General features: G+C 71.9%; 20 protein-coding genes. 10 read left to right on the top strand and 10 right to left on the bottom strand.

Going from position 1 to position 24,260, the window contains the following annotated elements; genetic code table 11:
- Window positions 1-75 precede the first annotated feature (75 nt).
- Window positions 76-942, bottom strand: a complete 867-nt coding sequence (locus tag EIL87_RS05190) for a helix-turn-helix transcriptional regulator (RefSeq protein WP_125089013.1) — start codon at window positions 940-942, stop codon at window positions 76-78.
- 157 nt (window positions 943-1,099) lie between these two features.
- Between EIL87_RS05190 and EIL87_RS05185 the strand changes: the two genes are divergently transcribed.
- Window positions 1,100-1,792, top strand: a complete 693-nt coding sequence (locus EIL87_RS05185; RefSeq protein WP_125089012.1) for a type 1 glutamine amidotransferase domain-containing protein — start codon at window positions 1,100-1,102, stop codon at window positions 1,790-1,792.
- A 44-nt stretch (window positions 1,793-1,836) separates the two neighbouring features.
- Here EIL87_RS05185 and EIL87_RS05180 read toward each other — a convergent pair whose 3' ends face one another.
- The gene (locus EIL87_RS05180) at window positions 1,837-3,660 is read right to left on the bottom strand and encodes a glycoside hydrolase family 3 protein (protein ID WP_125089011.1); all 1,824 of its coding nucleotides are present in this window, start codon (window positions 3,658-3,660) and stop codon (window positions 1,837-1,839) included.
- An 827-nt stretch (window positions 3,661-4,487) separates the two neighbouring features.
- Window positions 4,488-5,684: a cytochrome P450 gene (locus tag EIL87_RS05175; protein ID WP_125089010.1), complete on the bottom strand. Its 1,197-nt coding sequence runs from the start codon at window positions 5,682-5,684 to the stop codon at window positions 4,488-4,490.
- Between the two features lie 207 nt (window positions 5,685-5,891).
- On the opposite strand from EIL87_RS05175, the gene EIL87_RS05170 reads away from it, so the two are divergent.
- Complete coding sequence (locus tag EIL87_RS05170) at window positions 5,892-7,334, top strand: serine/threonine-protein kinase (RefSeq protein ID WP_125089009.1); 1,443 nt, start codon at window positions 5,892-5,894, stop codon at window positions 7,332-7,334.
- Window position 7,335: 1 nt separating this feature from the next.
- On the opposite strand, the gene EIL87_RS05165 is transcribed toward EIL87_RS05170, so the two are convergent.
- The 3 genes from EIL87_RS05165 to EIL87_RS05155 form a co-directional block, all read right to left on the bottom strand.
- A complete protein-coding gene (locus EIL87_RS05165; protein ID WP_125089008.1) occupies window positions 7,336-7,989 on the bottom strand; it encodes a response regulator in 654 nt (217 codons plus the stop codon).
- Window positions 7,986-9,077, bottom strand: coding sequence for a sensor histidine kinase (locus tag EIL87_RS05160; RefSeq protein WP_125089007.1), 1,092 nt, complete (start codon window positions 9,075-9,077; stop codon window positions 7,986-7,988). Before EIL87_RS05160 ends, EIL87_RS05165 begins: the two co-directional genes overlap by 4 nt.
- 269 nt (window positions 9,078-9,346) lie before the next feature.
- Window positions 9,347-9,544 (bottom strand): hypothetical protein, encoded by a 198-nt coding sequence (locus EIL87_RS05155; RefSeq protein WP_125089006.1) that lies wholly within the window; start codon window positions 9,542-9,544, stop codon window positions 9,347-9,349.
- 128 nt (window positions 9,545-9,672) lie between these two features.
- Here EIL87_RS05155 and EIL87_RS05150 point away from each other — a divergent pair, with 128 nt between their 5' ends.
- The 8 genes from EIL87_RS05150 to hpnH all read left to right on the top strand — a co-directional run bounded on the left by EIL87_RS05150 (window position 9,673) and on the right by hpnH (window position 19,127).
- Window positions 9,673-10,866: a dipeptidase gene (locus EIL87_RS05150; RefSeq protein ID WP_125089005.1), complete on the top strand. Its 1,194-nt coding sequence runs from the start codon at window positions 9,673-9,675 to the stop codon at window positions 10,864-10,866.
- A gap of 525 nt (window positions 10,867-11,391) precedes the next feature.
- Window positions 11,392-12,300, top strand: coding sequence for a squalene synthase HpnC (hpnC, locus tag EIL87_RS05145; RefSeq protein WP_125089004.1), 909 nt, complete (start codon window positions 11,392-11,394; stop codon window positions 12,298-12,300).
- A complete protein-coding gene (gene hpnD, locus EIL87_RS05140) occupies window positions 12,297-13,160 on the top strand; it encodes a presqualene diphosphate synthase HpnD (protein WP_199740265.1) in 864 nt (287 codons plus the stop codon). The genes hpnC and hpnD overlap by 4 nt, the downstream gene beginning before the upstream one ends.
- On the top strand, window positions 13,157-14,518 hold the full coding sequence (gene hpnE / locus EIL87_RS05135; RefSeq protein WP_125089003.1) for a hydroxysqualene dehydroxylase HpnE: 1,362 nt from the start codon (window positions 13,157-13,159) through the stop codon (window positions 14,516-14,518). Before hpnD ends, hpnE begins: the two co-directional genes overlap by 4 nt.
- A complete protein-coding gene (locus EIL87_RS05130; protein ID WP_125089002.1) occupies window positions 14,515-15,522 on the top strand; it encodes a polyprenyl synthetase family protein in 1,008 nt (335 codons plus the stop codon). Before hpnE ends, EIL87_RS05130 begins: the two co-directional genes overlap by 4 nt.
- Window positions 15,523-15,569: 47 nt before the next feature.
- Window positions 15,570-17,459, top strand: coding sequence for a squalene--hopene cyclase (gene shc / locus EIL87_RS05125; protein ID WP_125089072.1), 1,890 nt, complete (start codon window positions 15,570-15,572; stop codon window positions 17,457-17,459).
- Between the two features lies 1 nt (window position 17,460).
- A complete protein-coding gene (locus EIL87_RS05120) occupies window positions 17,461-18,123 on the top strand; it encodes a 5'-methylthioadenosine/S-adenosylhomocysteine nucleosidase family protein (RefSeq protein WP_125089001.1) in 663 nt (220 codons plus the stop codon).
- A gap of 2 nt (window positions 18,124-18,125) precedes the next feature.
- On the top strand, window positions 18,126-19,127 hold the full coding sequence (gene hpnH / locus EIL87_RS05115) for an adenosyl-hopene transferase HpnH (protein WP_125089000.1): 1,002 nt from the start codon (window positions 18,126-18,128) through the stop codon (window positions 19,125-19,127).
- 6 nt (window positions 19,128-19,133) lie between these two features.
- Here the strand turns inward: hpnH and EIL87_RS05110 are convergent, their stop codons facing one another.
- From EIL87_RS05110 to EIL87_RS05095, 4 genes are all read right to left on the bottom strand, one after another.
- Window positions 19,134-19,820 carry an SDR family NAD(P)-dependent oxidoreductase gene (locus EIL87_RS05110; RefSeq protein ID WP_125088999.1) on the bottom strand — a complete coding sequence of 229 codons (687 nt, stop codon included), beginning with the start codon at window positions 19,818-19,820 and terminating at the stop codon, window positions 19,134-19,136.
- Window positions 19,817-20,725 carry a DMT family transporter gene (locus EIL87_RS05105; protein WP_125088998.1) on the bottom strand — a complete coding sequence of 303 codons (909 nt, stop codon included), beginning with the start codon at window positions 20,723-20,725 and terminating at the stop codon, window positions 19,817-19,819. The genes EIL87_RS05110 and EIL87_RS05105 overlap by 4 nt, the downstream gene beginning before the upstream one ends.
- Window positions 20,722-23,094: an MGDG synthase family glycosyltransferase gene (locus EIL87_RS05100; protein WP_125088997.1), complete on the bottom strand. Its 2,373-nt coding sequence runs from the start codon at window positions 23,092-23,094 to the stop codon at window positions 20,722-20,724. The genes EIL87_RS05105 and EIL87_RS05100 overlap by 4 nt, the downstream gene beginning before the upstream one ends.
- A 126-nt stretch (window positions 23,095-23,220) precedes the next feature.
- Window positions 23,221-23,853, bottom strand: coding sequence for a carbonic anhydrase (locus EIL87_RS05095; protein WP_125088996.1), 633 nt, complete (start codon window positions 23,851-23,853; stop codon window positions 23,221-23,223).
- Window positions 23,854-24,260 lie beyond the last annotated feature (407 nt).

The following is a 24,260-nucleotide window of genomic DNA, read 5'->3' as shown; positions in this document are numbered from 1 at the left end:
CGCCTGGCTGCAACTCTTCACCTCCTTCGTACGCTGACCCGCCCGCCGCCCCGCAGGGGTGGTGAACAACGGTGCTCACCCGTCGCCGCGGCGAGGCTCCAGCGGTTCCGGGGCCGCCCAGCTTGCCAGGAGGTCGAGCGCCCGCTGCGACGGTGAGTGGGGCTCGGCGGTGTAGAGGAACACCGTGGTGTCCGGGTCGCCTGGCGGGGTGAGCGTTTCGAACTCCACCGTGAGATCACCGACGACCGGGTGCCGCAGGCGTTTCGAGCCGTGGGTGCGCTGGTGGACCCGGTGCTGCTCCCACCACCGGTCGAAGTCGGTGCTGCGCCGGCGTAGCTCGGCGACCAGCTCGGCGGTGCCGCGGTCGTGGGGGTCGCGGCCGACCTCGAAGCGGAGCGTCTCCACGGTGTTGCGGGCCTGGGTCTCCCAGTCGACGAAGAGCGCTCGGGCGGCCTCGTCGAGGAACATCCAGCGCGCGTAGTTGCGCTCGGTCGCCGGCATCGCGTCGAAGTCGGTGAACAGCGCCTTGGCCATGCGGTTCGCGGCGAGCACGTCCAGGCGCCGCCCGAGCACCAGCGCGGGCTCACCGTCGAGGGCGTCCACCAGCTGGTGCAGACCAGGCCGCAGTCGTTGCACCGCGGCGGGCCGACGCGGCCCCGTTCCCGGTTCGATGAGGTCTTCCAGGTGGGCCCGTCCGGCGGCGTCGAGGTCGAGGGCGCGGCCGATCGCCTCGATCACGGAGGGGGAGGGCGTGATGCGGCGGCCCTGCTCGAGCCGCGTGTAGTAGTCGGTCGACACGCCGGCCAGCCGGGCCACCTCCTCCCGGCGCAAGCCCGGGACCCGCCGGACGCGTCCGTCCGGGGGCAGGCCCGCGCGCGACGGATCGACCTGCGCGCGAGCGCGGCGCAGGAAGTCGCTGAGTTCGCGGTTGAGGTCGGCCACGCGGCCATTGTTGCCGCGCGCGTGATCGCGTGCCTGGGTCGCCGAGTCCTACGTTGCCGCGGCCTAGCTCGCGCAGGGCTCGACATAGCGCCCTGACGTGCGATGTCCCGGAGCACGCTGGGAAGCGTCCGGAACACTCGAGAGCGAGGGAACCGCCGTGAACCGCATCTTGATCGTCATGTCCGCCGCCGACACCTGGGAACGCACCGACGGCACGTCCTACCCCACCGGCTACTGGGCCGAGGAGCTCGCCGCACCGCACGCGAAGTTCGTTCAAGCCGGCTTCGAGGTCGACTTCGCCTCGCCCGGCGGCGTCCTGCCGCCCCTGGACGCCCACAGCGCCGACCCGGCCGTGGCCGGTGCGGACTGCGGTCGCCACCTCGAGCACGCCGAGAAGGCGCTGCGCGAGTTCGGGCCGCTGCTCGACCTCAGCGACGTCGACCTCGACGACTACGCCGCCGTGGTGCTCCCCGGAGGGCACGGCCCGGTCGTCGACCTCCACCAGGACGCCGACCTCGGCCGCCTGCTGACCCAGGCCGACCGGGAGGGCAAGCTCATCGGCGCCGTCTGCCACGGCCCCGCCGCGCTGCTGTCCGCCGTCGACTCCGACGGCAAGTGGGTGTTCGCCGGGCGGGAGATGACCGCCTTCACCGACGAGGAGGAGCAGCTGTTCGGCACCGCCGACGGTGCCCCGTGGCTGCTGGCCAGCCGGTTGCGGGAGCGGGGTGCGCAGCACTCCGGCGGCCAGGCCTACCAGGCGCACACCGTGCGCGACGGGAACCTGTTCACCGGGCAGAACCCGACCTCGAGCGGGCCGATGGCCGAGGCCATGATCGCCGCTCTCTCCTGAGGCGGGACCGGGCGCTCGCCCTCGGGGCGAGCGCTCGGCTCGTGTCAGTACCGCAGGCCGAACCCGTACGGGAACAGCGGGTCTTGCCCGTCCCCGTCGTTGATCGGTTGCTGGTCCGCCGACCTCATCCAGGTCATCGGCAGGGTGCCGGTGGGGTTGTGGTCGCCGAACAGGACGTCGGCGACGCCGGCGCCTTCGGTGCCCGGCAGCCACGCGGCGAGCAGCGCGTCCCAGTTCGGCACGTGTTCGCCGATGTCGAGCGGACGTCCGGACACCGTGACGACGATGACCGGAACTCCGCTGTCCTCCAGCTTCTTCACCGTCTCCAGGTCCTCCTGGTCGAGGCCCATGCCGGCGGGCCGGTCGCCCTTGCCCTCGGCGTAGGGGGTCTCGCCGACCACGGCGATGGCGGCGGTGTAGCTGTCGTCGATGCCGTTGCCGTGGCGGTCGTAGGTGACCTCGGATCCCGCGGCTGCGTCCTTGATCCCTCGCAGGATCGTGGTGCCCGGGGTGATCGGTCCGCTCTCGCCCTGCCAGCTGATCGTCCAGCCGCCGGACTGGTTGCCGATGTCGTCGGCGTTCTTGCCCGCCACGAACAGCTTCCCGCCGTCCTTGGGCAGCGGCAGCACGCCGCCCTCGTTCTTCAGCAGCACCTGGGACTTGCGGACCGCGTGGCGGGCCAGCGCGCGGTGCTCCGGGCTGCCGACCGTGCCGGTGAGGCTCCGGTCGGTGTAGGGGTTCTCGAACAGACCCAGCTCGAACTTCTTGGTGAGGATGCGGCGGTTGGCGTCGTCGATGCGCGACATCGGGACGTGGCCGTTCTCCACCTCACCGCGCAGCAGCTCGGTGAACTTCCGCCACTCGTTCGGAACCATGATCATGTCCAGGCCCGAGTTGATGGCGGTGGCGACCTCCTCGGCGGTGAAGCCCAGCTGCCCGTCGATCTGGTCGATCGCGTCGTAGTCGGAGACCACGAAGCCCTTGTAGCCCAGCTCGCCCTTGAGCAGGTCGTTGACCAGGTACGAGTGGGCGTGCAGCTTCAGGCCGTTCCAGCTGCTGTAAGAGAGCATGATCGAGCCGACGCCGCGGTTGATCGCCTCCTGGAACGGGGGCAGGTGGACGCGGCGCAGCTCCTGCTCGTCGATCTCGGTGTTGCCCTGGTCGTCGCCGCCGGTGGTGCCGCCGTCGCCGATGTAGTGCTTGGCCGTGGCCAGCACCGATCCGGGGGCGTTGAGCTCCTCGCCCTGCAGACCGTCGATGACCGTGGCGTGGGCGGTGGGCCGCTCCGGGGTCTCGCCGAAGGCCTCGTAGGTGCGGCCCCAGCGGTCGTTGCGGGCCACGCACAGGCACGGCGCGAAGTCCCAGTCGATGCCGGTGCCCGAGACCTCCTCGGCGGTCGCGCGCCCGACGTCCTGCGTGAGCTGGGGGTCGTTGCCCGCGCCGAGCCCGATGTTGTGCGGGAAGATCGTCGCGCCGTGGACGTTGTTGTGCCCGTGCACGGCGTCCACGCCGTAGATCAGCGGGATGCCCAGCGGCGTGCCGGTGGCCGCCCGCTGGTACTCGTCGTACATGTCCGCCCACGCCTCGGCGGTGTTCGGCTCGGGTGCCGAACCGCCGCCGCTGAGGATCGAGCCCAGCGAGGCCGAGGCCGCAGTCTGCGGTTCGGCCGCGACGCGTTCGGCCTGCGTCATCTGACCGATCTTGTCCTGCAACGACATCCGCGAGAGCAGGTCCTCGACTCGATCGGGGATCGACGCGGACGCGTCGCGGTAGGTCGGGGCGGCAGCGGCCACCGTCGGGGTGATCAGCGCCGTGCACGCGAGGGCCGCGCCGAGCGCCACCACCCGCATCCGTCTGCTGAAGGGCATGAACGCATCTCCTTGACGTTTGAGAAGCACAGCCGTGCGGGGGATTTCCGGAGCAACCGGGGTGCCCGCGGGGACAGGCTGCAGGTCGAAGGCTTCCGAACCGATCCAGTTCCGTGACGGGTTCGTCCGGGTTGTCGCGAGAGGGGAACGTAGCACCGGCGCGCACGGCTTCCGGCCGCGTTGGCGTGAATTCGACAGGCGCCACCGGAAGTGTCGCCACTGTCGTCGATCTGCGGGACAACAAGTGTGAATTCCCCGATGTGACTGGGAAGTCCGGCGAAGAACGCCACGGGTCCGCCGTTCCTGGTGTGGAACTGAGCTGAGCGTGCTGCGGCACTCCTGGGCGTCGGGGACGGCACCCCGGCCGAGTTCGCGCTGGACCTTCGACGACACCTGCGGTGATCTCAGCACTGAGCACGGACGAGGAACCCGTCCTGTCGCTGCTCCGACAGGCCGAGCGGCTGACTTCTACCTCGTCCGCACCGCCCAGTCCTGTGCGGACGCGGACGTCACCCGAGCGTTCAGAACGGGCCGTACCACCGGGACTCCGATGACGGCTCGACCGGCTACCCATCGGCGCACATGAGACTGGAGCACATGGCCGCGAAGGTGTGTCACCACCTTCACCCGGCGGGGGTCGTGAGCAGCAAGGCGGGGATCTCTTCAGCGGAACCGTCCCAAGCCCCAAGCCCGGCCGAGAACGCCGACACAGACTCCGTTTCCAGCTGCGGAACTCAGCCGGCAACCGCCGCGAAGGTTCGGTCGGGTGACGTTCGTGGCGAGTGAGCCGGGGGGTTTCGTCGCTCGGTTGGGTGGGCTCCTCGGGCTCACTCTCCGGCGGCGACGACCATGTCCCGGAGTTCGTAGCCGCCGATGGCGTCGTTGAAGGAGGTCCTCGGCGGGGTCTCCAGGCGGACGTTCGGCAGGGCGAACAGCTTCGTGAGGAAGATGTCGGTCTCGTGGATGGCGATGGTGTTGCCCGGGCAGCGGTGCGGTCCGTCGCTGAACGACAGGCCCGGCGCGGTGGCGTCGGTGAGCTCGCGGTGCGGGCAGACCTGCAGGGGCTTCTCCCCGAACGCGGTGGGGTCGGTGTTGGTGCTGGACACGTCGATGTCGATGACCTCACCCGCCGGCACCACGTGCTTGTCGCCGTTCTCGCCGGGCAGCTCCACCTCGGCCGTGGTGCGCCGCTTCAGGTACCCGACCACGGGTTCCAGCCGCAGCAGTTCGTGCAGGATCGCGTGCCGCTCGGGCTCGTCCGCACCGAGGTAGCGCTCGCGCAGGGCGCCGTCGGTGAACAGGTGCCAAGCCGCGAGGTTCACGAACTCGCGGGTGGTCACCATGCCGGCGGCCGCGACCGTGATGCACTCACCGAGGATCTCCGCCGAGGAGCAGCCGTCGCCCAGCAGGTGCGAGATGAGGTCGTCCTGCGGCCGCTCGCGCCGCGCCCGCACCGCGGGGAGCACGTCGGCGAAGTAGATGCCGCCCCAGTTCACCGCCTGCCGCCACACCCAGTACAGACCGTGCAAGCTGGTGAAACCCGGTTCCCCGAACTCCTCCGGGAAGAAGCGCTCCAGCCGTCCCTTCAGGCCCGGCTTGCTCTCGGTCAAGCCGATGACCTCGCAGGCCACGCCGATCGCGAGCTCGAAGCTCAGCTCCGAGAGCACGGCCGAGCCGTGGGAGGTGAGCTTGGCCAGCTGCTCGTCGCTGAGCCGCTCCATGAGCTCCCGGTAGGACTCGTCGACCTTGCGGGGGGTGAAGTACTTCGCGGTCTGGCGGCGGTGCTCGCGGTGCTCCGGGCCGTCCCGGTAGAGGACCGGGCGACGGATCTTCGCGGGCATCTTCTCGACGGTCTCCACGCCGAGGCCCGCCTGGACCGTGTCGGTGCTGCGCAGGGCCGCGCGTGCAGCGGCGTGACCGCGGACGCGCCACACGCCGTCCGCATCGCGGCTGACCGGGCAGCCGCCGGTGTCCTGCCCGCGATCGATCTTGCGCACGTCGGTGCCGTCGTCGGTCGTCGACATCTCGTGGACCGGTCCTTTCCCGAAGCCGGTGGCGGAACTTGATCTTCCCTCACCTTTGGTAGCAGGACCGCGACCCTCGGCGCACGAGCGGCCGGTGCTTCGTAGCGGAAACTTCACCGAGCGCCGTTCGATCTTCCGGTGGGCTTGTGCCGTGCGCCCTCCGCAACCCCATAGGATGACGCGCGCACCGTCGGAAGAGGAGCAGCCGTGCAGTCGCAGTTCGGCCCGTACCGGGTGGAGGGCCTGATCGCCCGTGGAGGGATGGGCGAGATCCTGCGCGCCTACGACACCCGCCACGACCGCATCGTCGCGCTGAAGCTGCTCGCCCCGCACCTGGCCGCGGACCAGGAGTTCCGGGAGCGGTTCAAGCGGGAGGCCCACGCCGCCGGACGCCTCAACGAACCGCACGTCATCCCGATCCACGGCTACGGCGAGATCGACGGCCGCCTCTACCTGGACATGCGGCTGGTCGAGGGCGAAGACCTGGGTGCACGGTTGAACACCCACGGACCGATGCACCCGCACGACGTGGTCCACGTGGTCGAGCAGGTCGCGCAGGCGCTCGACGCCGCGCACGCCGCCCGCGTGGTGCACCGCGACGTCAAGCCCTCCAACGTGCTGCTGGGTGCTGGTGGGTTCGCCTACCTCGTGGACTTCGGCATCGCCGCCTCCATCCAGGACGCGACCAGCCGCACCTCCGGCAGCGTCACCATGGGCACGTTGGCCTACATGGCGCCCGAGCGCTTCGGTGACGCGCCGTCGGACCACCGGGCCGACGTGTACTCGCTGGCCTGCGTGCTCTACCAGTGCCTGACCGGCGCCAAGCCCTACGGCGTGACGAGCACCGAAGCGTTGATCTACGCCCACCTCAACCGCGAACCGCCGAAGCCCTCGGAAACGGGCCTGGGGGTGCCACCGGACTTCGACCGCGTCGTCGCGACCGGCATGGCGAAGAACCCCGCCGGTCGCTACGCCACCGCAGGTGAGCTCGCCGCCGCAGCCCGCCGCGCGCTGCGCGCCACCGCCCCGCTCGGCGCCGCCGGCGCCGTGCCGGAGCGTCGCCGGTCGCGGTGGCCGATCGTGCTGACGGCCGTGGGTGCCGTGGCCGCGGTCGCCGGCATCACCGCTGCCGTGGTGACGCTGCAGCCCGCCACCGGCGGACAGGCCACGCCCGTCCCGCGACCCACACCCACCGCGGTGGAGACCCCCGCGACCAGCGCACCCGTGACGAGCTCCGCCGCGCCGACCAGCGCAGCACCCGTGACCGAAGAGCCGCCCTCCGCGGCGCCGGTCCCACCGCCGCCCAGCGTGCCGCCGACGACCACCACCTCGCGCCCGCCGTACCAGGCGAAGGTCTGCAAGACGGTGTCCTACAAGGGCGAAGAACGCGGGACCGGGTGCTTCGACGCCGACGGTGACCTCATCGCGGCGAAGGACACGAACAAGGACGGGTTCTGGATCAAGACCCGCTCGGAGACCGACTACCACCACACCGCCGAGTGCCGGGACACCAGCAGCGAGGGCGACTACGTCAAGTGCACGCTCCAGCTCAAGCCCGAGGGCACGCTGCGGATCGCGGTGGAGCTGTGGGACGGGCAGAAGAAGCTCTCGAGCACCTCCTGGAGCGGCTACACGCCCATCGGGAAGTGAGTCAGTCGACCAGCCCGGACTGGTAGGCGAAGACCACCAGCTGGGCGCGGTCGCGGGCCCCGAGCTTGACCATCGCGCGGCTGACGTGCGTGCGCGCCGTGGCCGGGCTGACCACCAGGCGCTCGGCGATCTCCTCGTTGCTGAGCCCCTCGGCCACCAGCGCCAGCACTTCCCGCTCCCGCTCGGTGAGCGTGTGCAGCTGCGGGTGCGGTGCGCGGGAGCGCGGGGCGAGCTGCACGAACTCGCGCACCAGCTTGGTGGTCGCGGACGGGGACAGCAGCGCCTCGCCACCGGCGACCAGACGGATGGCGCGCAGCAGGTCCACCGGGGTGGTGTCCTTGAGCAGGAATCCGCTGGCGCCGGAGCGCAACGCGCTGAAGACGTACTCGTCGATCTCGAACGTCGTCAGCACGATCACCTTGGTGGCGGCCAGGTCCGGGTCACCGGTGATCCGGCGGGTGGCCTCCAGTCCGTCCACACCGGACATCCGGATGTCCATGAGCACCACGTCGGGACGGGTCTCGCGCGCCTTGATCACGGCGTCGAGCCCGTCGGCGGCTTCGCCGGCGCAGGTGAGGTCGTCCTCGGAGTCGACGAGCGTGCGCAGGCCGAAGCGCACCAGGTCCTGGTCGTCGACGATGAGCACGCTGATCACGGCTGCGCTCCGATCGGCAGGCGGGCGTGCACCCGGAACCGTCCGCCGGAGGCCCCGGCGCTGAACTGACCGCCGAGCGCTTCCACGCGCCGCCGCATGCCGGGGATGCCGAGGCCGTCGCCGCCGGCGCTCGTGGGGGAGGGGTTGGTGACCTCGATGGTGACCTCCTCCGGGGTGTAGTCGACGGTGACGTCGGCTCGCTGCTCGCGGCTGTGGCGCAGCACGTTGGTCAACGACTCCTGCAGTATCCGGTACCCGGTGAGGTCCACCGGCTTCGGCAGCTCGGGAGGGTCACCGCGCACCCGCAGCGAGACCTCCGCCCCGGCGTCGCGGGTGCGGTTGACCAGGTCGTGCACCCGGCGGAGACCGGGTTCGGGTCCCTGTCCGGTGCCGCTGCGGACCACGGCCAGGGTCGCGCGGAGCTCGTCGAGGGCGTCGCTGCTGGTGCGACTGATGGCCGACAGCGCCGTTTCGGCCTGCTCGGGCTTCTTCTCGAGCACGTGCAGCGCCACGTCGGCCTGCATCTTGATCGCCGCCAACCCGTGGCCGACCACGTCGTGGACCTCCTGGGCGATCCGCAGCCGTTCGTCGTCGACCCGCCGCCGCAGCGCTTCCGCCCGCTGACGCGCCACCGACTCGGACTGGGTGCGCGCCACCAACCCGGCGGCGAAGGGCACGAGCACCCACGCCGAAGCCGGGACCAGACCGGCCCACTGGCCGGTGACCACCGTGTGCGCCCACAGCAGCAGGAGCGCGACGCCCGCGGCGATCCCGGCGGTGCGCGGTGGTCGGTGGCGCGCCGCCGAGTACACCGCCACCAGCAGCGCGAGCAGGACCGGCCCGTACCGGTACCCGCTGACGAGGTAGGCCGAGACGGCCACCGCGACCACGCCGAGCACCACCAGCGGTGCCCGTCGTCGCCACGCCAGGGACAGGCCGGCCACCACCACGAAGCCGACTCCGAACCCGTCGAGCGCCCGCATCCCGTGGCCCGCCCACCGGTGCGCGGCCACCGTCCCGGCCACGCTGACCACGGTCACCAGCAGGGCGAGGAACACATCACCGACCCGAGGACGCATCGAACCCATGTCCACCAGTCTCACCCACACGACCCACCAGGACGTCCTCCCAGCACCGACATCAGCACTACGTCCCACGGCGTACACGCCGCAGCAGCGCCGTGCGGCCCCGCGCACTCGAGCGCACCACGCCTCAGCAGTGTCGATATGTTCAGTGTCGAGTGAAATCGAGTGGCGGAAAAATCCTCCCCGGTCGGGTGACCGAGGAGGTGGAGCTCGTCAGGGCAGGACTGGGGCTGCGGCTGAGGCGGTCCTGCAGGCCTCGGCCGCCTCACCGGTCAACTGTCCACGATGGAGTGGTACTCGGTGAGCTGCGCGACGTAGTCGTCGATCTGCTCGTCCAGCTCGGCGAGGCGGGCGCGCAAGCGCTCCGCCTGGCTCGCCGAGGCGCCCGGCAGTTGCGCGGCGAGATGTCCGTACTCGGCCAGCACCGAGGGCAGGTTGCTGGTGTCCTGCTGCCTGGGAATTCGCTCCATATGCAGATGGTGCGGCCGAATGCCCGTTTCGTCGATTCGATCTACGGCGTGCCACAGGGCCCTGGTCGGGTGATCTCGAGCGGATATGCTCAGCGAGGACAACCGACCGGGTGAATCGGGGGAGCGCGATGAGCGAGTCGGACGCGGTGGCCAAGGCCCGGGAGCTGCTGGAGGCCACGCCGGTGCTCGACGGGCACAACGACCTCGCGTGGGCGTTGCGCGAGCAGGTCCGCTACGACCTCGACCAGCGCGACATCGCCGCCGACCAGACCGGCCGGCTGCACACCGACCTCGCCCGCCTCGACGCCGGCGGTGTCGGCGGCCAGTTCTGGTCGGTCTACGTCCCCACCTCCCTGCAGGGCGACCACGCGGTGAGCGCAACGCTGGAGCAGATCGACTGCGTCAAGGCGCTGGCGGCCCGCTACCCGCACCGGTTGCGCCTGGCCCGCACCGCCGACGAGGTCGAAGCCGCCCGGGCGGAGGGCAAGATCGCCTCGCTCATGGGCGCCGAGGGCGGGCACTCCATCAACTGCTCGCTGGCCACCTTGCGCGCCTTCTACGACCTCGGGGTCCGCTACCTGACGCTGACCCACAACGACAACACGCCCTGGGCCGACGCGGCCACCGACGAACCCGCCGCCCACGGATTGACCCGCTTCGGCGTCGAGGTGGTGCGCGAGATGAACCGCATGGGCATGCTCGTCGACCTCTCGCACGTCGCCGCCGACACCATGCGCGACGCGTTGCGCGCCAGCCGCGCCCCGGTGGTGTTCTCCCACTCCTCCTCCCGCGCGGTGTGCTCGCACCCGCGCAACATCCCCGACGACGTGCTCGCCCAGCTGCCGGAGAACGGCGGCGTTGCCATGGCGACGTTCGTGACCAAGTTCGTGCTGCAGGAGTCGGTGGAGTGGACGGCCGCCGCGCAGCGGGAGCTCGTCGACCACGGCTTGGGTGGCCTCGACAGCACGCCCGAGGCCAAGGAGGTGCTGCGCGAGTTCGAGGCGGCCCACCCGCAGCCGGTGGCGACCGCGAAGACCGTCGCGGACCACCTCGACCACATGCGCGAGGTCGCCGGTGTCGACCACATCGGCATCGGCGGAGACTACGACGGCACGATCTTCTTGCCGGAGGACCTCGACGACGTCTCCGGGTACCCGAACCTGATCGCCGAGCTGCTGCGCCGCGGCTGGTCGGAGGCCGACCTGGGCAAGCTGACCTGGCACAACGCCGTCCGGGTGCTGCGCGACGCCGAACGCGTGGCCGCCGAGTTGCAGCGCACCGAACCGCCGTCCATCGCCACCATCGACCGGCTCGACGGCTGAGCCGGGCTCCGGTGGCCGCGGCGACCACCGGAGCGTCCCGGTCTTGAGCGTCACCGAGCGGCACTCGGTGCTCGGTGACGCAGGCAGCGCCTGATCGAGCCCGGGCGTGGCCCCGCTCGGCCTGTCCGGACTCCGGTGCTTCGGGCCGACCGGGCTCCACGCACCCGTTCGCGTCGTGACGGGGCCCCGGCCGACTGAACTTCGCCACCCCGGCGCGGGCGATCCCGCACTCCTGCAACGCCGACCCGGTGATCTTGGGACGGCCCGTCCCCCGGCTTTTCGTCGCAGTCGGTAGTCGACTAGTCCATTGTGGTCGAGATCGGCCACCCGATCCGGCCACCTCCTGGCGGGTCTGCGCGAGCAGCGCGCGCCCGATGTCCAATATGGAACCGGGGAGCAGGTGCGTGGTCGAACACCGGCGCGAATCACGTTGGCTCACGTGGTTCTTCGTTCGCCCTGCGCTGCTGCAGGGGCGCTCATACGATGCCGGATGCGCCTCCTGGCCGGTGGATAGGAGGAGGACCGATGGTCTTGTCGTTGCCGGGCGAGACGCTGTCCGGTGAGGATCCCGAACACCCGCTGGGGGCAGAGCGTTCGGGTGAGCTGCCGCGCAGCGCAGCCGTGCTGGCGCAGATGCGCTCGGAGAACTTCCCCGTGGCTTCTCGCGTCCTGCCTGGCGGTGTGCGCAGGCACCTGCACGCCCTCTACGGGTACTTCCGGCTGGTCGACTACGCCGGTGACGAAGCGCCCGGCAACCGCGACGCGCTGCTGGACTTCCTCGAACACGACCTCGAACGCGCCTACCTCGGCACCGCGCGCACGACCATCATGCGTGAGCTGCAGCCGACCGTCACCGAGTGCGCGATCCCGATGTCCACGCTGGCCAAGCTCATCGAGGCCAACCGCCGCGACCAGCACGTGAAGCGCTACGAGGACTTCGACGAGCTGATGAACTACTGCGCGCTGTCGGCGAACCCGGTCGGGGAGTCGGTCCTGCACGTCTTCGGCCGCGCCGAGGAAGGGCTGATCGCGCTGTCGGACAAGGTCTGCAGCGCGCTGCAGGTCCTGGAGCACCTGCAGGACCTCGCCGAGGACCACCGGTCGGGCCGGGTCTACGTGCCCGCCGAGGACCTCGAGCGCTACGGCTGCCACGAGTCCGACCTCGCCGCACCACGCGCCTCGACCGCGCTGCGCGGGCTGGTGCGGTTCGAGGTCGCCCGGGCTCGCCGCATGCTGCGCGACGGCAGCGTGCTGGTCGGCGCCCTGTCGGGGACCGCGCGGCTGGCCGTCGCCGGTTACGTCGCGGGCGGGCTGGCCACCGTCGCGGCGTTCGAGGCCGCCGGGCACGACCCGCTGGCGGCTCAGGTCAATCCGAGCAAGGCGCGCACCTTCACCGAGTGGGTGCGGTTGCACGCGAGGGGAGGGACCCGGTGACGCGACCGATCGGGATCCGGGACGCCTACCGGGAGTGCGAGCGGATCACCCGGGAGCAGGCGCGCAACTTCTCCTACGGCATCCGCCTGCTGCCCGGGCCGAAGCGCCGCGCGCTGTCGGCGGTCTACGCCTTCGCCCGGCGGGTGGACGACATCGGTGACGGTGTCCTGCCGCGGGAGGAGAAGCTGCGCGAGCTCAAGCAGTGCCGGGAAGCCGTGCAGCAGGCCTCGATCGGTTCGAGCGATCCGGTGCTGGCCGCGCTGGCCGACGCGGCGAGCCGGATGCCGCTGCCGGTGGAGGCCTTCGACGAGCTCATCGACGGCTGCGAAGCCGACGTGCGGGGCACCACCTACACGACCTTCGACGAGCTGCTGCACTACTGCCGGTGCGTGGCCGGGTCCATCGGCAGGTTGTCGCTGGGCGTCTTCGGCGCCGACGACCTCACCACCGCTGTGGTGCGGGCCGACGCCCTGGGGGTGGCGCTGCAGCTGACCAACATCCTGCGGGACGTCCGCGAGGACCAGCTCAACGGGCGCACCTACCTGCCCGCGGCCGACCTCGCGCACTTCGGCATTCGCCTGGAACCCGGCAACGGCTTCGTGGAGGACACCGCGCGCTGGAACCGCCTGGTGCGGTTCCAGGCGGCGCGGGCCGAGCGCTGGTACAGCGAGGGTTTCCGGCTGCTGCCCATGCTCGACCGCCGCTCCCGCGCCTGCTGCGCCTCGATGGCCGGCATCTACCACCAGCTTTTGGTGCGCATCGCCTCCAACCCGAGCGCCGCGATGCGCGAGCGCACCTCGCTGCCGGGCTGGCGCAAGGCCGGCGTCGCCGCCCGCTCGCTGGCGGGGATGGCACCGTGAACCGCGGGCACGTCGTGGTCATCGGCGGCGGGCTGGCGGGCATCACCGCTGCGCTGGACTGCCGCGAACGCGGGTACTCGGTGCAGCTGGTCGAGGCGCGGGCCCGGCTGGGTGGCGCGACCTACTCGTTCGCCCGCGGTGACCTGCTCGTCGACACGGGCCAGCACGTGCTGCTGCGCTGCTACACCTCCTACCTCGACCTGCTGCGCAGGCTCGGCGTGGCCGACGGGATCCGCGTGCAGACGCGCTTCCGCGTGCCGGTGATCAGCCCCGGTGCGGCACCGGCGACGCTGACCCGCTGGAACCTGCCCGCGCCCGGGCACCTCGCCCCGGCGCTGCTCGGTTACCGGCGGCTGAGCTGGGCCCAACGGGCCCGCGTCGCGCGGACCGCCCTCGCGCTGCGCGCGCTCGACCCGGACGACCCGGCGCTGGACGGGCAGAGCCTCGGCCAGTGGCTGCGGGAGCGCGGGGAGACGCCGCAAGCGGTCGAGGCGCTGTGGGGGCTGCTGGCGGTGGCGGCGCTCAACGCCCCACCGGAGAACGCCTCGATGGCGTTGGCCACCAGGGTCTTCCGCACCGGCGTGCTCGACGTCGCCGACGCCTGCGACATCGGCGTGCCGCAGCGGCCGCTGTCGGAGCTGCACGGCGAAGCGGGCCACCGCGCACTGCTGAACGCGGGGGTGGAGGTCAGGGCCCGGTGCAAGGCGGGAACGATCCGACCGGACACCAACGGTTTTCACGTTCGGGTCGACGAGCCGGCCGGTGAGCGCGAGCTGGTGGCCGACTCCGTCGTGGTGGCCACGCCGCACCGGGCGGCGGCCGGGCTCGTCGCAGACCTGCCCGTGCGCGACGCCGAGGCCTGGGCGCGGCTGTCGTGCTCACCGATCGTCAACGTCCACGTCCACTTCGACCGCAGGGTCACCGACCTGGAGATGGCCGCGGTGCTCGACTCGCCCGTGCAGTGGGTCTTCGACCGCACCCGCATCTCCGGCGCGCGCACCGGCCAGTACCTGGCGCTGTCCCAGTCGGCGGCCGAGCGGGAGATCGGGATGCGGACCGAGGAGCTCCGCGAGGTCTTCACACCGGCCCTGAACGAGCTGTTCCCGGCCGCCAGGCGGGCCCGCGTGCTGGACTTCTTCGTCACCCGCGAACCCCACGCCACCTTCCGGCAGGCCCCGGGCACGGCCGCGCTGCGGCCCGCCGCGCGCACCGACGTGCCCGGCTTGGTGCTCGCGGGTGCCTGGACCGCGACCGGCTGGCCGGACACCACCGAGGGTGCGGTCCGCAGCGGCATCCGCGCTGCCGAGGTCGTGGACAGCCAACAGCGATCGCGCACGAGCGTGGAGGTGACGGCATGACTGCAGTTCTGCCCCTGGCGCTGCGCACCGCCCGGGAACAGGTGGACCCGACGTTGCGCGCGGCGGTGGCGCGGCTGGACCGCGACAGCAGGCGGGTCAGCGAGTACCACTTCGGCTGGGTCGACGCCGACGGCGCGCACACCGAGGCCGGGGGCAAGGCGCTGCGCCCTGCCATGACCCTCGCCGCGACCGAGATCGCTTGCGGCGCAGCGCAACCGGGCATCGCCGGCGCGGCGGCGGTGGAGCTGGTGCACAACTTCTCGCTGCTGCACGACGACGTGATGGACGGCGACGCCTCGCGCAGGCACCGGCCCACCGCCTGGACCGTCTTCGGTTCCTCGGCGGCGATCTTGGCTGGGGACGCGCTGCTGGCCCTGGCACCGGACGTGCTGCTCGAGTCCGACGCGCCCCACGCGGCCGTGGCGGTGCGGTCGCTGTCGGCCACGACCCGGGTGCTCATCGCCGGACAGGCCGCGGACCTGGACTTCGAGCGCCGCCAGGACGTCGACCTCACCGAATGCCTGAGCATGGCGCACGACAAGACCGCCGCGCTGCTGGCGTGCGCATGCTCCATCGGCGCGCTGAGCGCCGGAGCCTCGCGCGAGCAGGTGCGTGCCCTGCACGCCTACGGCACCGAGCTGGGCATGGCCTTCCAACTCGTCGACGACCTGCTCGGGCTGTGGGGAGATCCCCAGGTCACCGGCAAGCCGGTGCTGTCGGACCTGCGCACCCGCAAGAAGACGGTCCCGGTGGTGCACGCCCTGACCTCCGGCACCGCAGCGGGCGAGCGGTTGTGGGAGCTCTACGCGCAGCCCGACCCGCTCACCGAGGAGCAACTGCACGAAGCCGCCGAGATGGTGCGCCGCGCCGGTTCCGAGGACTGGACGCGGCAGGAGTGCCGGCGCCGGCTCGAGCTCGCGGAGGCACAGCTCGACGCCGGATCGCTGGGCGACACCACGGCACTGGGAGAGCTCGCCGAATTCATCGTACGGAGGAAGCTGTGACCGATCAGCTGCAACAACCCACCCGGTCCGCCGCGACCGCCGCGCACATCCTGAGCCAGGGCGCGGCGCGCGCTCACGCGCGGTTGGCGGCGCAGGCGGCCTGCGATCACCTGCTGTCGTTGCAGAGCCCCGAGGGCTGGTGGAAGGGCGAGCTCGAGACCAACGTGACCATGGACGTCGAGGACCTCCTGCTGCGGCAGTTCCTCGGCATCCGCACCGAGTCGGAGACCGAGCAGTCAGCCCGCTGGATCCGCTCCCAGCAGCGCGAGGACGGCACGTGGGCGAACTTCTACGGCGGTCCCGGGGACCTCTCCACGACCGTCGAGGCCTACACCGCGCTCAAGCTCGCCGGTGACGACGTCGACGCCGCGCACATGCGCACCGCCCGCGAGTGGATCCTCGCCCACGGCGGTCTGGAGGACACCCGGGTGTTCACCCGGATCTGGCTGGCGCTGTTCGGCGAGTGGTCCTGGGACGAACTGCCGGCCATGCCACCGGAAGTCGTGCTGCTGCCGAAGTGGTTCCCGCTCAACGTCTCCGACTGGGCTTGCTGGGCGCGCCAGACCGTGGTGCCGCTGACCGTGGTGTGCACCCTGCGTCCGCGTCGCGACCTGGGCATCAGCGTGCGGGAGCTGCGCACCGGGCGGCCGGCCGAGCGGCCGACGTTCGAGTGGTCCTGGGGCTACGGCTTCCACCGCCTCGACCGCGTCCTGCACCGCTACCACCGGCGTCCGGTGCGGTCGCTGCGCCGGCACGCGATGTTGCGCGCCGCCGAGTGGATCGTCGCCCGCCAGGAAGCCGACGGGTCGTGGGGAGGCATCCAACCGCCCTGGGTGTACTCGCTGCTGGCGCTGCACCTGCTCGGCTACCCGATGGACCACCCGGTGATCGCCAAGGGCCTGGCGGGGCTGGAGCGGTTCCTCATCCGCGAGCGGACGCCCGAAGGCCCCGTGCGCAGGCTGGAGGCCTGCCAGTCGCCGGTGTGGGACACGGTCCTGGGCGTGCAGGCGCTGCGCGACGCCGGGGTGCCCGCCGACCACCCGTCGCTGCGGCGCGCGACCGACTACCTCCTGGCGGAGGAGATCCGGGTCCAGGGCGACTGGGCGGTCCAGCGCCCCGAGCTGCCGGCCGGGGGTGGGTGGGCGTTCGAGTTCGACAACGACGGCTACCCCGACATCGACGACACCGCCGAGGTGCTGCTGGCCCTCAACAAGATCGATCACCCCGACCGCGAGGCGGTGCGCGGCGCCATCGAACGCGGAGTTCGGTGGCTGCGCGGCATGCGCTCGAAGGACGGCGGCTGGGGCGCTTTCGACGCCGACAACACGCGGCAACTGGTGCGCACGCTGCCGTTCTGCGACTTCGGCGAGGTCATCGACCCGCCGTCGGCCGACGTGACCGCCCACGTGGTGGAGGCGCTGGCCGTGCTCGGCGAGCGCGACCAAGTGCTGCGCGACGGCGTGAACTGGCTGCTGGCGCACCAGGAGCGCGACGGGTCGTGGTTCGGGCGGTGGGGCGCCAACCACGTCTACGGCACCGGCGCCGTGGTGCCCGCGCTGGTCGCGGCGGGGGTGGATCCACAGCACCGGGCGTTGCGCGACGCCGTGCGCTGGCTGGAGGCGCACCAGAACGACGACGGCGGCTGGGGTGAGGACCTGCGCTCCTACGACGATCCGCAGTGGATCGGGCGCGGCACCTCGACGGCGTCGCAGACCGGCTGGGCCCTGATGGCGCTGCTGGCGGTGCGCAGGCACGACACCGATGCGGTGCGTCGCGGGATCGGCTACCTGGCTCGGAGCCAGCGCGCCGACGGCGGTTGGGACGAGCCGCAGTTCACCGGGACCGGGTTCCCCGGTGACTTCTACATCAACTACCACCTGTACCGGGTGATCTTCCCGCTGACCGCGCTCGGGCGCTACCTGCGGGACGGGGAGTGACATGTCGACCACCAGGATGCTGATCTGCGCACCGATGCGGTTGGAGGCCAGCGCGCTGCGCTCGGCCACCCGCGGTGCCGTCTCCGGCCAGGAAACCATGCGCACCACCGGGCTTGACGCCGACTCGGTGACCGTGCGTCGCACCGGCTACGGCCCGCGGCGCAGCGCGCGCAGCGCGGTACGCCTGCTGGCCGCCGACTTCGACGTGCTCGTCGTGGCCGGGCTGGCCGGCGGGCTCGCGCCGGAGGTGCGCAGCGGCGACGTCATCGTCGCCGACGAACTGCGCGGACATCGGGAGGCGCTGCGCTGCCACGCCGCCGATTCGCTGGCGGACGCGCTCGTGCGCAGCGGGTTCCCGGTGCGCACCGGGCCGATCGTGACCACCGACGCGCTGGTGCGCGGTCAACGCCGCGACGACCTGGCCGCGACGGGAGCGCTGGCGGTGGACATGGAGTCGGCGGTGCTCGCCCAGGCGGCCGGGCACCGCCCGCTGGCGGTGGTGCGGGTGGTGGTCGACACCGCCCAGCACCCCCTGCTGCGCCCGGGAACCGTGCGCCGGGCGATGTCCGGGCTGGCGCGGCTGCACGCCGTGGGTTCGTGCCTGCGGCGGTGGGGCCGCCAGATCCCGCCGGAAGTTCGCGCGACCTGCGAGGAGGTGTTGTAGCCATGGGCATTCCCGTGCGCCAGGCGGTGCGAGTCGGTGCCTACCTGCTGAAGCAGAAGCTGGCTCGGCGCGACAAGTTCGCGCTGACACTGGAGCTGGAGCCGTTGTTCGCCTGCAACCTGGCCTGCGCCGGGTGCGGCAAGATCCAGCACCCGGCGAGCGTGCTCAAGCAGCGGATGCCGGTCGAGCAAGCGCTGGCGGCCGTGGAGGAGTGCGGTGCTCCGGTGGTGTCGATCGCCGGCGGCGAGCCGCTCATGCACCCCGAGATCGACGTGCTGGTCAGGGAGCTGGTCAAGCGCAAGAAGTTCGTCTACCTGTGCACCAACGCGCTGCTGATGCCGCGCAAGATCGACCAGTTCGAGCCGTCGCCGTACTTCTCCTTCGCGGTGCACATCGACGGCCTGGAGGAGCGCCACGACGCCTCGGTGTGCAAGAAGGGCGTGTTCGCCCAGGCCGTGGACAACGTCAAGGACGCGCAGCGGCGGGGTTTCCGGGTGACGACGAACTCCACGTTCTTCACCACCGACACGCCGCAGTCGGTCATCGAGGTGCTCGACTACCTCAACAACGACCTCAAGGTCGACAAGATGATGCTCTCGCCGGCCTACGCCTACGACAAGGCACCGGACCAGGAGCACTTCCTGGGCGTGAGCGAGACCCGCGAGCTGTTCAAGAAGGTCTTCGCCGACGGGCGCCGGCGCAAGTGGCGCTTCAACCACTCGCCGCTGTTCTTGGACTTCCTCGAGGGCAAGACCGACTTCAGCTGCACGGCGTGGGCCATCCCGTCCTACTCGCTCTACGGCTGGCAGCGGCCCTGCTACCTGATGGCCGACGGCTACGCGCGCAGCTACCGCGAGCTGCTGGAGGAGACCGACTGGGAGGCCTACGGTCGCGGCAACGATCCGCGCTGCGCCAACTGCATGGCCCACTGCGGGTACGAACCCACCGCGGTGCTGGCCACGATGGGGTCGTTGCGCGAATCCTTGCGCGCCCTGCGCAGCTGAGCCGCCTCAGCCGAACCGCCGGGCCAGGCGGTGGAAGAGGCCCGGCACGGCGCCGTGGAGGCGGTCGGCGACGGCCAGCCAGCGGGGCACGAAGACCTCCGGCTGCCCGCGCGCGACGGCGTCGACGAGCGCGTCGGCGACGCGCTCGGGTTCGAGCATGCGCGGGAAGCGGCGGTCGTAGCGACGACCGTGGAAGAACGGGGTCCGCACCGCACCGGGGAACGCCGTGGTGGTGGTGACCCCGCGGTAGCGCAGGCTCGCGGCGAACGCGCGCAGCCCGGCCTTGGTGGCCGAGTAGACGTCCTCGTCGCGGACGCCGACCGCGGCCACGGAGGCCACGAACGCCACCCGCGGCGGCAGCAGGGCATGGGTGAGCCGGATCGGAATCGTCAGGTTGAGCTCCAGGAGCTCGTCGATCTGGTGCGGAGCCATCGCCTCGAAGGGCCCGGCCCAGCCGATGCCGGCGCTGTGCACCAGCAGTTCCACACCCCGCGCCGCCTCGACGACCCGCCGCATGCCGTCCGCGGTCGTCAGGTCCGCGGCGACGGCCCGGCCTCCCGTGCGGTCGGCGAGCGCGTCCAGGCGTGGCCGGTCGCGCCCGGTGAGCACCACGCGCCAGCCGTCGGCGGACAACCGCAGCGCGGTGGCCGCGCCGATGCCCGACGACGCACCGGTGACCAGGGCGGAGTTCATCCCCACGATCCTGGTTCCTCCTGCTGGGACAGCTCGCGGCCGAGCTGCTCGCTGCGCCGGGTCAGGACCACGATGCCGCCGATCATCAACGCCGCCGCCACCGCTTCTCCGGCCAGGATCGCGGGGGAGGACTCGATGCTCTCACCGAGCCAGCTCACCCCGATCGCCGCGGACGCCAGCGGGTCGACGGTCGTGATCACCGCCAGTGACGGGGAGATCAACCGTCCGCGCTGGAAGGTCCGCTGGCTGAGCAGGAACCCCATCGGCCCGATCACGCACACCGCGTACAGCGTCCAGTGGCCGAACGGCTCGACCAGTCCGCCGGTGCGGAACTGCCCGGCCACCACGCGCATCAGCCCGGCGGTGACGCCGTAGAGCACACCGGTGGCCACGGCCAGCCCGATGACGCCGAACTCGCCCGGCAACCACCGCGCCGCCCCCAGCGATAGCACCACCAGCAGGCCGAGCACCAGCGCCAAGGGCAGCACGGGAGCCCCGGTGAACTCGCTGCCGTGCCCGGAGGGCTGCGCCAGCACCAGGAACGCCGCCAACCCCCCGGCGCAGGACAGCGCACCGAGGGCGAGCACGCGGTCCATCCGCCGCTGGGCCAGCCACGCCGAGAACGCCGCGCCGAACAGCACCGAGGTCACCAGCACCGGCTGCACCAGCACCAGCGGTCCGAAAGCCAGGGCCACCACCTGCAGCGACAGACCCACGACGACGGTGCCGATGCTGAGCACCCAGATCGGCTTGCGCACCAGGTCCCACAGCATCCGCGGGCTGAGCGTCGCGCCCTCGGGCACCTGCTTGGTGACCCGGTGCTGGATGGCGCTGGCCATCCCGAAGCTCGCGGCGCCGACCACCGCGGAGGGCACCGCGATGACCAGCACCGTGCCGGAGTTCACCGCCGCTCCTGCAGCTCGTCGAACGCGTCGCGCAGGTGCCCGGTGAGCACGTCGGCGTCGGGTGCGAGCCCGGGGTCGGTGGTGACGCCGAAGCCGCACTCCTCGCCCCAGCCGATCGCGCCGATCGCCACTCCCACGCCGTCGGCGAGGGAGAGCACGGGCAGCACGCGGCTCAGGCGGGTGCCCCCGATGTGGGAGGGACGACGCCGGCCCGGCATCACCGAGACCACGGCGCTGAAGAACCGGTGCCCGTAGACCCGGCGCACCACCCACTTGTGCACCGGGGCGGGTAGCAGCCCCAGCACTGCCAGGACCGCACCCGCCGCCTCGGGCTGACCGCTGTGCTCGGGTGCGGCCAGGGCGTCGGCGACCGCGCGGAGACGCCACACCAGCGGCATCGGCCCGACCGGCAGGTCCACGGACAGGGTGTGGGTGTGGTTGCCCGGTGTCGCGGTTCCCGCGCCGCCGCGGCCGGTGCGGGCCGTGCGCGGCACCATCACCCGGAACAGGGCGCCGCGGCGCTCCTCGCGCATCGCCCGGTGCAGCGCCTCGGCGACCAGTCCGAGCAGCAGCGCGCTGCTGCTCACCCCGTGGTCGCGCGCGCTGGCGCGCACGGTCGCTGCGGGCAGCGAGAGCTGCGCGAAGCTGCGTTCCGGGGTGCTGCGCCCGGTCCAGGCGCGGCTCGGCGACCCGGCCGAGGTGGCCAGTCCGACGAGCCCGCGCAGCAGCTGCGGGAGCCGTTGGCGCCACGGACGCCCGTCGGTCCCGGCTGCGGAGACCGGGTGGTCGCCGTCGCAGAGCAGCCGCAGCAGCGTGCTGGTCACCGCCAGGCCGTCGCCGAGCGCGTGGTGCATCTTCGCCAGCACCGTCGCCCGGCCGGTGGCCGGGTCGTGCAGCAGCCGCAGCTCCCACGGTGGCCGGTCGGTGCGCACGGCCGTCGAGAAGAACTCACCGGCGACCTCGCCGAGGTTGTGGTCGGGCCTGAGCTCGCGGCAGCTGAGGTGCTCTGCCGGGTCGATCGCGGTCTCGTGGCTCCACTGCGGACGTCGACCAGGTCGGGTGACCAGCGCGCGGGTGAGCATCGGCAGAGCCGGCGCGTGCTCGCGGATCCGCCGCGAGAGGTGTTCGCACCACTGGTGGGTGGACTCCAGCGAGGGCTCCAGTTGCAGGATCGCGCCGGTCTGCTGGGAGACCTCAGGTGTGGTGGCGTGGACGAAGAACGCGTCCTGCGCTCGCAGCGGCCGCCGTCCGCGGTGCCGGGTGAGCCCGGCCAGCGCCGCCACCTGCTCGGTGAAGTCGGCGGACCGGCAGTGCTTGAGCGCGCGTTCCTCGCGTTCGCCCACCTCCTGCGGGTCGGCCACCCAGCGGCGCAGCCTCGCGGTCAGCTCCGGCTCGCGCGGGCACAGCTCGGCCAGGCCCGCGTCCGCCATCAGCTCGGCGTTGGCCCGGCCGTGCCCGGCGATCGGCTCGAACATGACCACAGCGCGGCCGCACGCGAGCGCTTCCAGTGCTGTGGCGCCGCCGGCGTTGGTGATCACCACGTCCGAGCAGGCCATCAGGCCGGGCATGTCCTCGACCCAGCCCAGCGGGACCAGCCGTGGATCGCCCCGGGCCAGCAGGCGCTCCCGCAACGCCTCGTTGCGCCCGCACACCACCAGCACCCGGCCCAGCCCGTCGACGCGCAGCGCGGCGTCCACCGCACGCTCCACCGCGCCGAAGCTCAACGCGCCGCAGGAGATCAGCGCCGTGAAACCCGTTGTCGGCAGGCCGAATCCGAGCCGGGCCTCCGCGCGGTCGCGCGGGTGGAAGTCGCTGCGCACCGGTGGCACCGACACCGCGCCGACCGCGTCGGGCTCGGCGCGGTGCATCGCGCGCAGGCTCGCCTCGCTCATCACGTAGTGCAGGTCGGCTTCCGGGTACACCCAGAACGGGTGAGGCGCGAAGTCCGACACCACCGCCGAGACCGGCATGTCGAGCTCTCCGCGCCGCCGCATCCAGTCCAGCCCGGCGGTGCCCAGCGGGTAGGTCGACACGATCAGGTCCGGCCGGATCCGGCGGATCTCACGGCGCAGCAGCGGACCGCACCACGCACCGACGAAGCGCCGGGAGGCGTTGGCGAACCACCGGTAGCGCCACAGCGAGTCGTAGAAGAAGTCGTAGAGCCACGGCGTCGTTTCGACGTTGGTGACGTAGATCCAGTTGAACGCGCGCGGAACCCAGCGGCCCATGGTGCGCAACGCGTCCAGCCACACCACTTCGCACCCGGGCCAGACCTGGCGCGCGGCCTCCTCGACGGCGCGCGCCGTGGCGTTGTGTCCCTCGCCGATGGTGGCGCTGATCAGTAGCACTCGACGCGGCTGGAAGCTCACGCGACCGGTTCCTTTCGCCAAGCACGTGCCTGGGAAGGCTAACCCCCGGCGAGGAGATCGGCTTACTGGAACGGGAACCGCCCGCGGAGCAGGCGACGTCAGCGGCCCTCCACTGTGGCCGGGAGATCAGGCGGCGGTGCGCTGCAGGGGGCCGTGGCTGGCGACGAGGCGCACGGTGCCGTCGGCGAGGCGGTAGGACAGGCCCGCGATGGCGCAGCGCCCGGCGGCGACCTCGTCGGCCAGCAGCGACGAGCGTTCCAGCAGCAGCTCGCTGGTGCGCTGGATGTGCACGTCGACGATGTCGTCGACCTCGTTGGAGCCCGAGCTCCGGGCGGCGAGCACGCTCGGCGTCACCCGTTCGACGATGTCGCGCAGGTAGCCGGGCGGGTTGGTGCCCTCGATGACCGCCTGGCGAGCCGCGACGACCGCACCGCAGGAGTCGTGGCCGAGCACGACCACCAGCGGGGTGCCCAGCACGCCCACGCCGTACTCGATGCTCCCCAGCACCTCTGAACCGGTCACCTGGCCGGCGGTGCGCACGACGAAGAGGTCGCCCAAGCCGCGGTCGAAGATGATCTCCGCAGCCAGCCGCGAGTCCGAGCAGCCGAACAGGACGGCGAACGGCGTCTGTCCCGGGGCCAGCGAAGCGCGGCGGTCGGCGTCCTGGTGCGGGTGCAGCCGAGTGCTCTCGACGAAGCGCTGGTTGCCTTCGAGGAGGGTCTGGAACGCTTCTGCCGGGGTGGAGGGCGTGCGGTTCATGGTGTTGACATTAACCCAGCCGGGTGTTCTCAGCAGCTCACGGGTGGGCAGGGACACGCTGGTGATCAGCAGTCCTTGATCTCGCAACGACCCGCCGTTCGACGTATTCTCGGCGCGGGTGGTGAGGCGGGCGAGGGGGCCGCCTCACCACCCATTTCTTTGATCTGCCCGACACGCCGACGGTGTGTTCGATCGGCAGGGAATTGTTCCCACCGCGTTCCATTCCGCCAGGTCAGAATTGCGTTCGCGGGTCCTCGGGGAAATCGCTCTCGGTAGGTGCTTGTGCGTGGTTCCCGGCCGCACCATCATCGAGGCTGCTCGCGGGGTTCGACCACCGCGACCGTGGGGGGCGTGCAGCTGCGCGATCACTGGGGGTGGAGCGGTGGAGCACCGTCGTCACTGGCCAC

Origin of the sequence: Saccharopolyspora rhizosphaerae (assembly GCF_003931915.1) — a bacterium.
Classification (GTDB): domain Bacteria; phylum Actinomycetota; class Actinomycetes; order Mycobacteriales; family Pseudonocardiaceae; genus Saccharopolyspora; species Saccharopolyspora rhizosphaerae.
This window is presented reverse-complemented; position numbering and strand designations above follow the sequence as displayed.

What these genes read in the sequence shown, in the direction of transcription:
- EIL87_RS05180 (WP_125089011.1), bottom strand. Translation starts at nt 3,660, where the DNA reads ATGCCCTTCAGCAGACGGATGCGGGTGGTGGCGCTCGGCGCGGCCCTC.
- EIL87_RS05175 (WP_125089010.1), bottom strand. Translation starts at nt 5,684, where the DNA reads ATGTCGACGACCGACGACGGCACCGACGTGCGCAAGATCGATCGCGGG.
- EIL87_RS05160 (WP_125089007.1), bottom strand. Translation starts at nt 9,077, where the DNA reads ATGGGTTCGATGCGTCCTCGGGTCGGTGATGTGTTCCTCGCCCTGCTG.
- EIL87_RS05155 (WP_125089006.1), bottom strand. Translation starts at nt 9,544, where the DNA reads ATGGAGCGAATTCCCAGGCAGCAGGACACCAGCAACCTGCCCTCGGTG.
- EIL87_RS05150 (WP_125089005.1), top strand. Translation starts at nt 9,673, where the DNA reads ATGAGCGAGTCGGACGCGGTGGCCAAGGCCCGGGAGCTGCTGGAGGCC.
- hpnC (WP_125089004.1), top strand. Translation starts at nt 11,392, where the DNA reads ATGGTCTTGTCGTTGCCGGGCGAGACGCTGTCCGGTGAGGATCCCGAA.
- EIL87_RS05130 (WP_125089002.1), top strand. Translation starts at nt 14,515, where the DNA reads ATGACTGCAGTTCTGCCCCTGGCGCTGCGCACCGCCCGGGAACAGGTG.
- EIL87_RS05120 (WP_125089001.1), top strand. Translation starts at nt 17,461, where the DNA reads ATGTCGACCACCAGGATGCTGATCTGCGCACCGATGCGGTTGGAGGCC.
- hpnH (WP_125089000.1), top strand. Translation starts at nt 18,126, where the DNA reads ATGGGCATTCCCGTGCGCCAGGCGGTGCGAGTCGGTGCCTACCTGCTG.
- EIL87_RS05110 (WP_125088999.1), bottom strand. Translation starts at nt 19,820, where the DNA reads ATGAACTCCGCCCTGGTCACCGGTGCGTCGTCGGGCATCGGCGCGGCC.
- EIL87_RS05095 (WP_125088996.1), bottom strand. Translation starts at nt 23,853, where the DNA reads ATGAACCGCACGCCCTCCACCCCGGCAGAAGCGTTCCAGACCCTCCTC.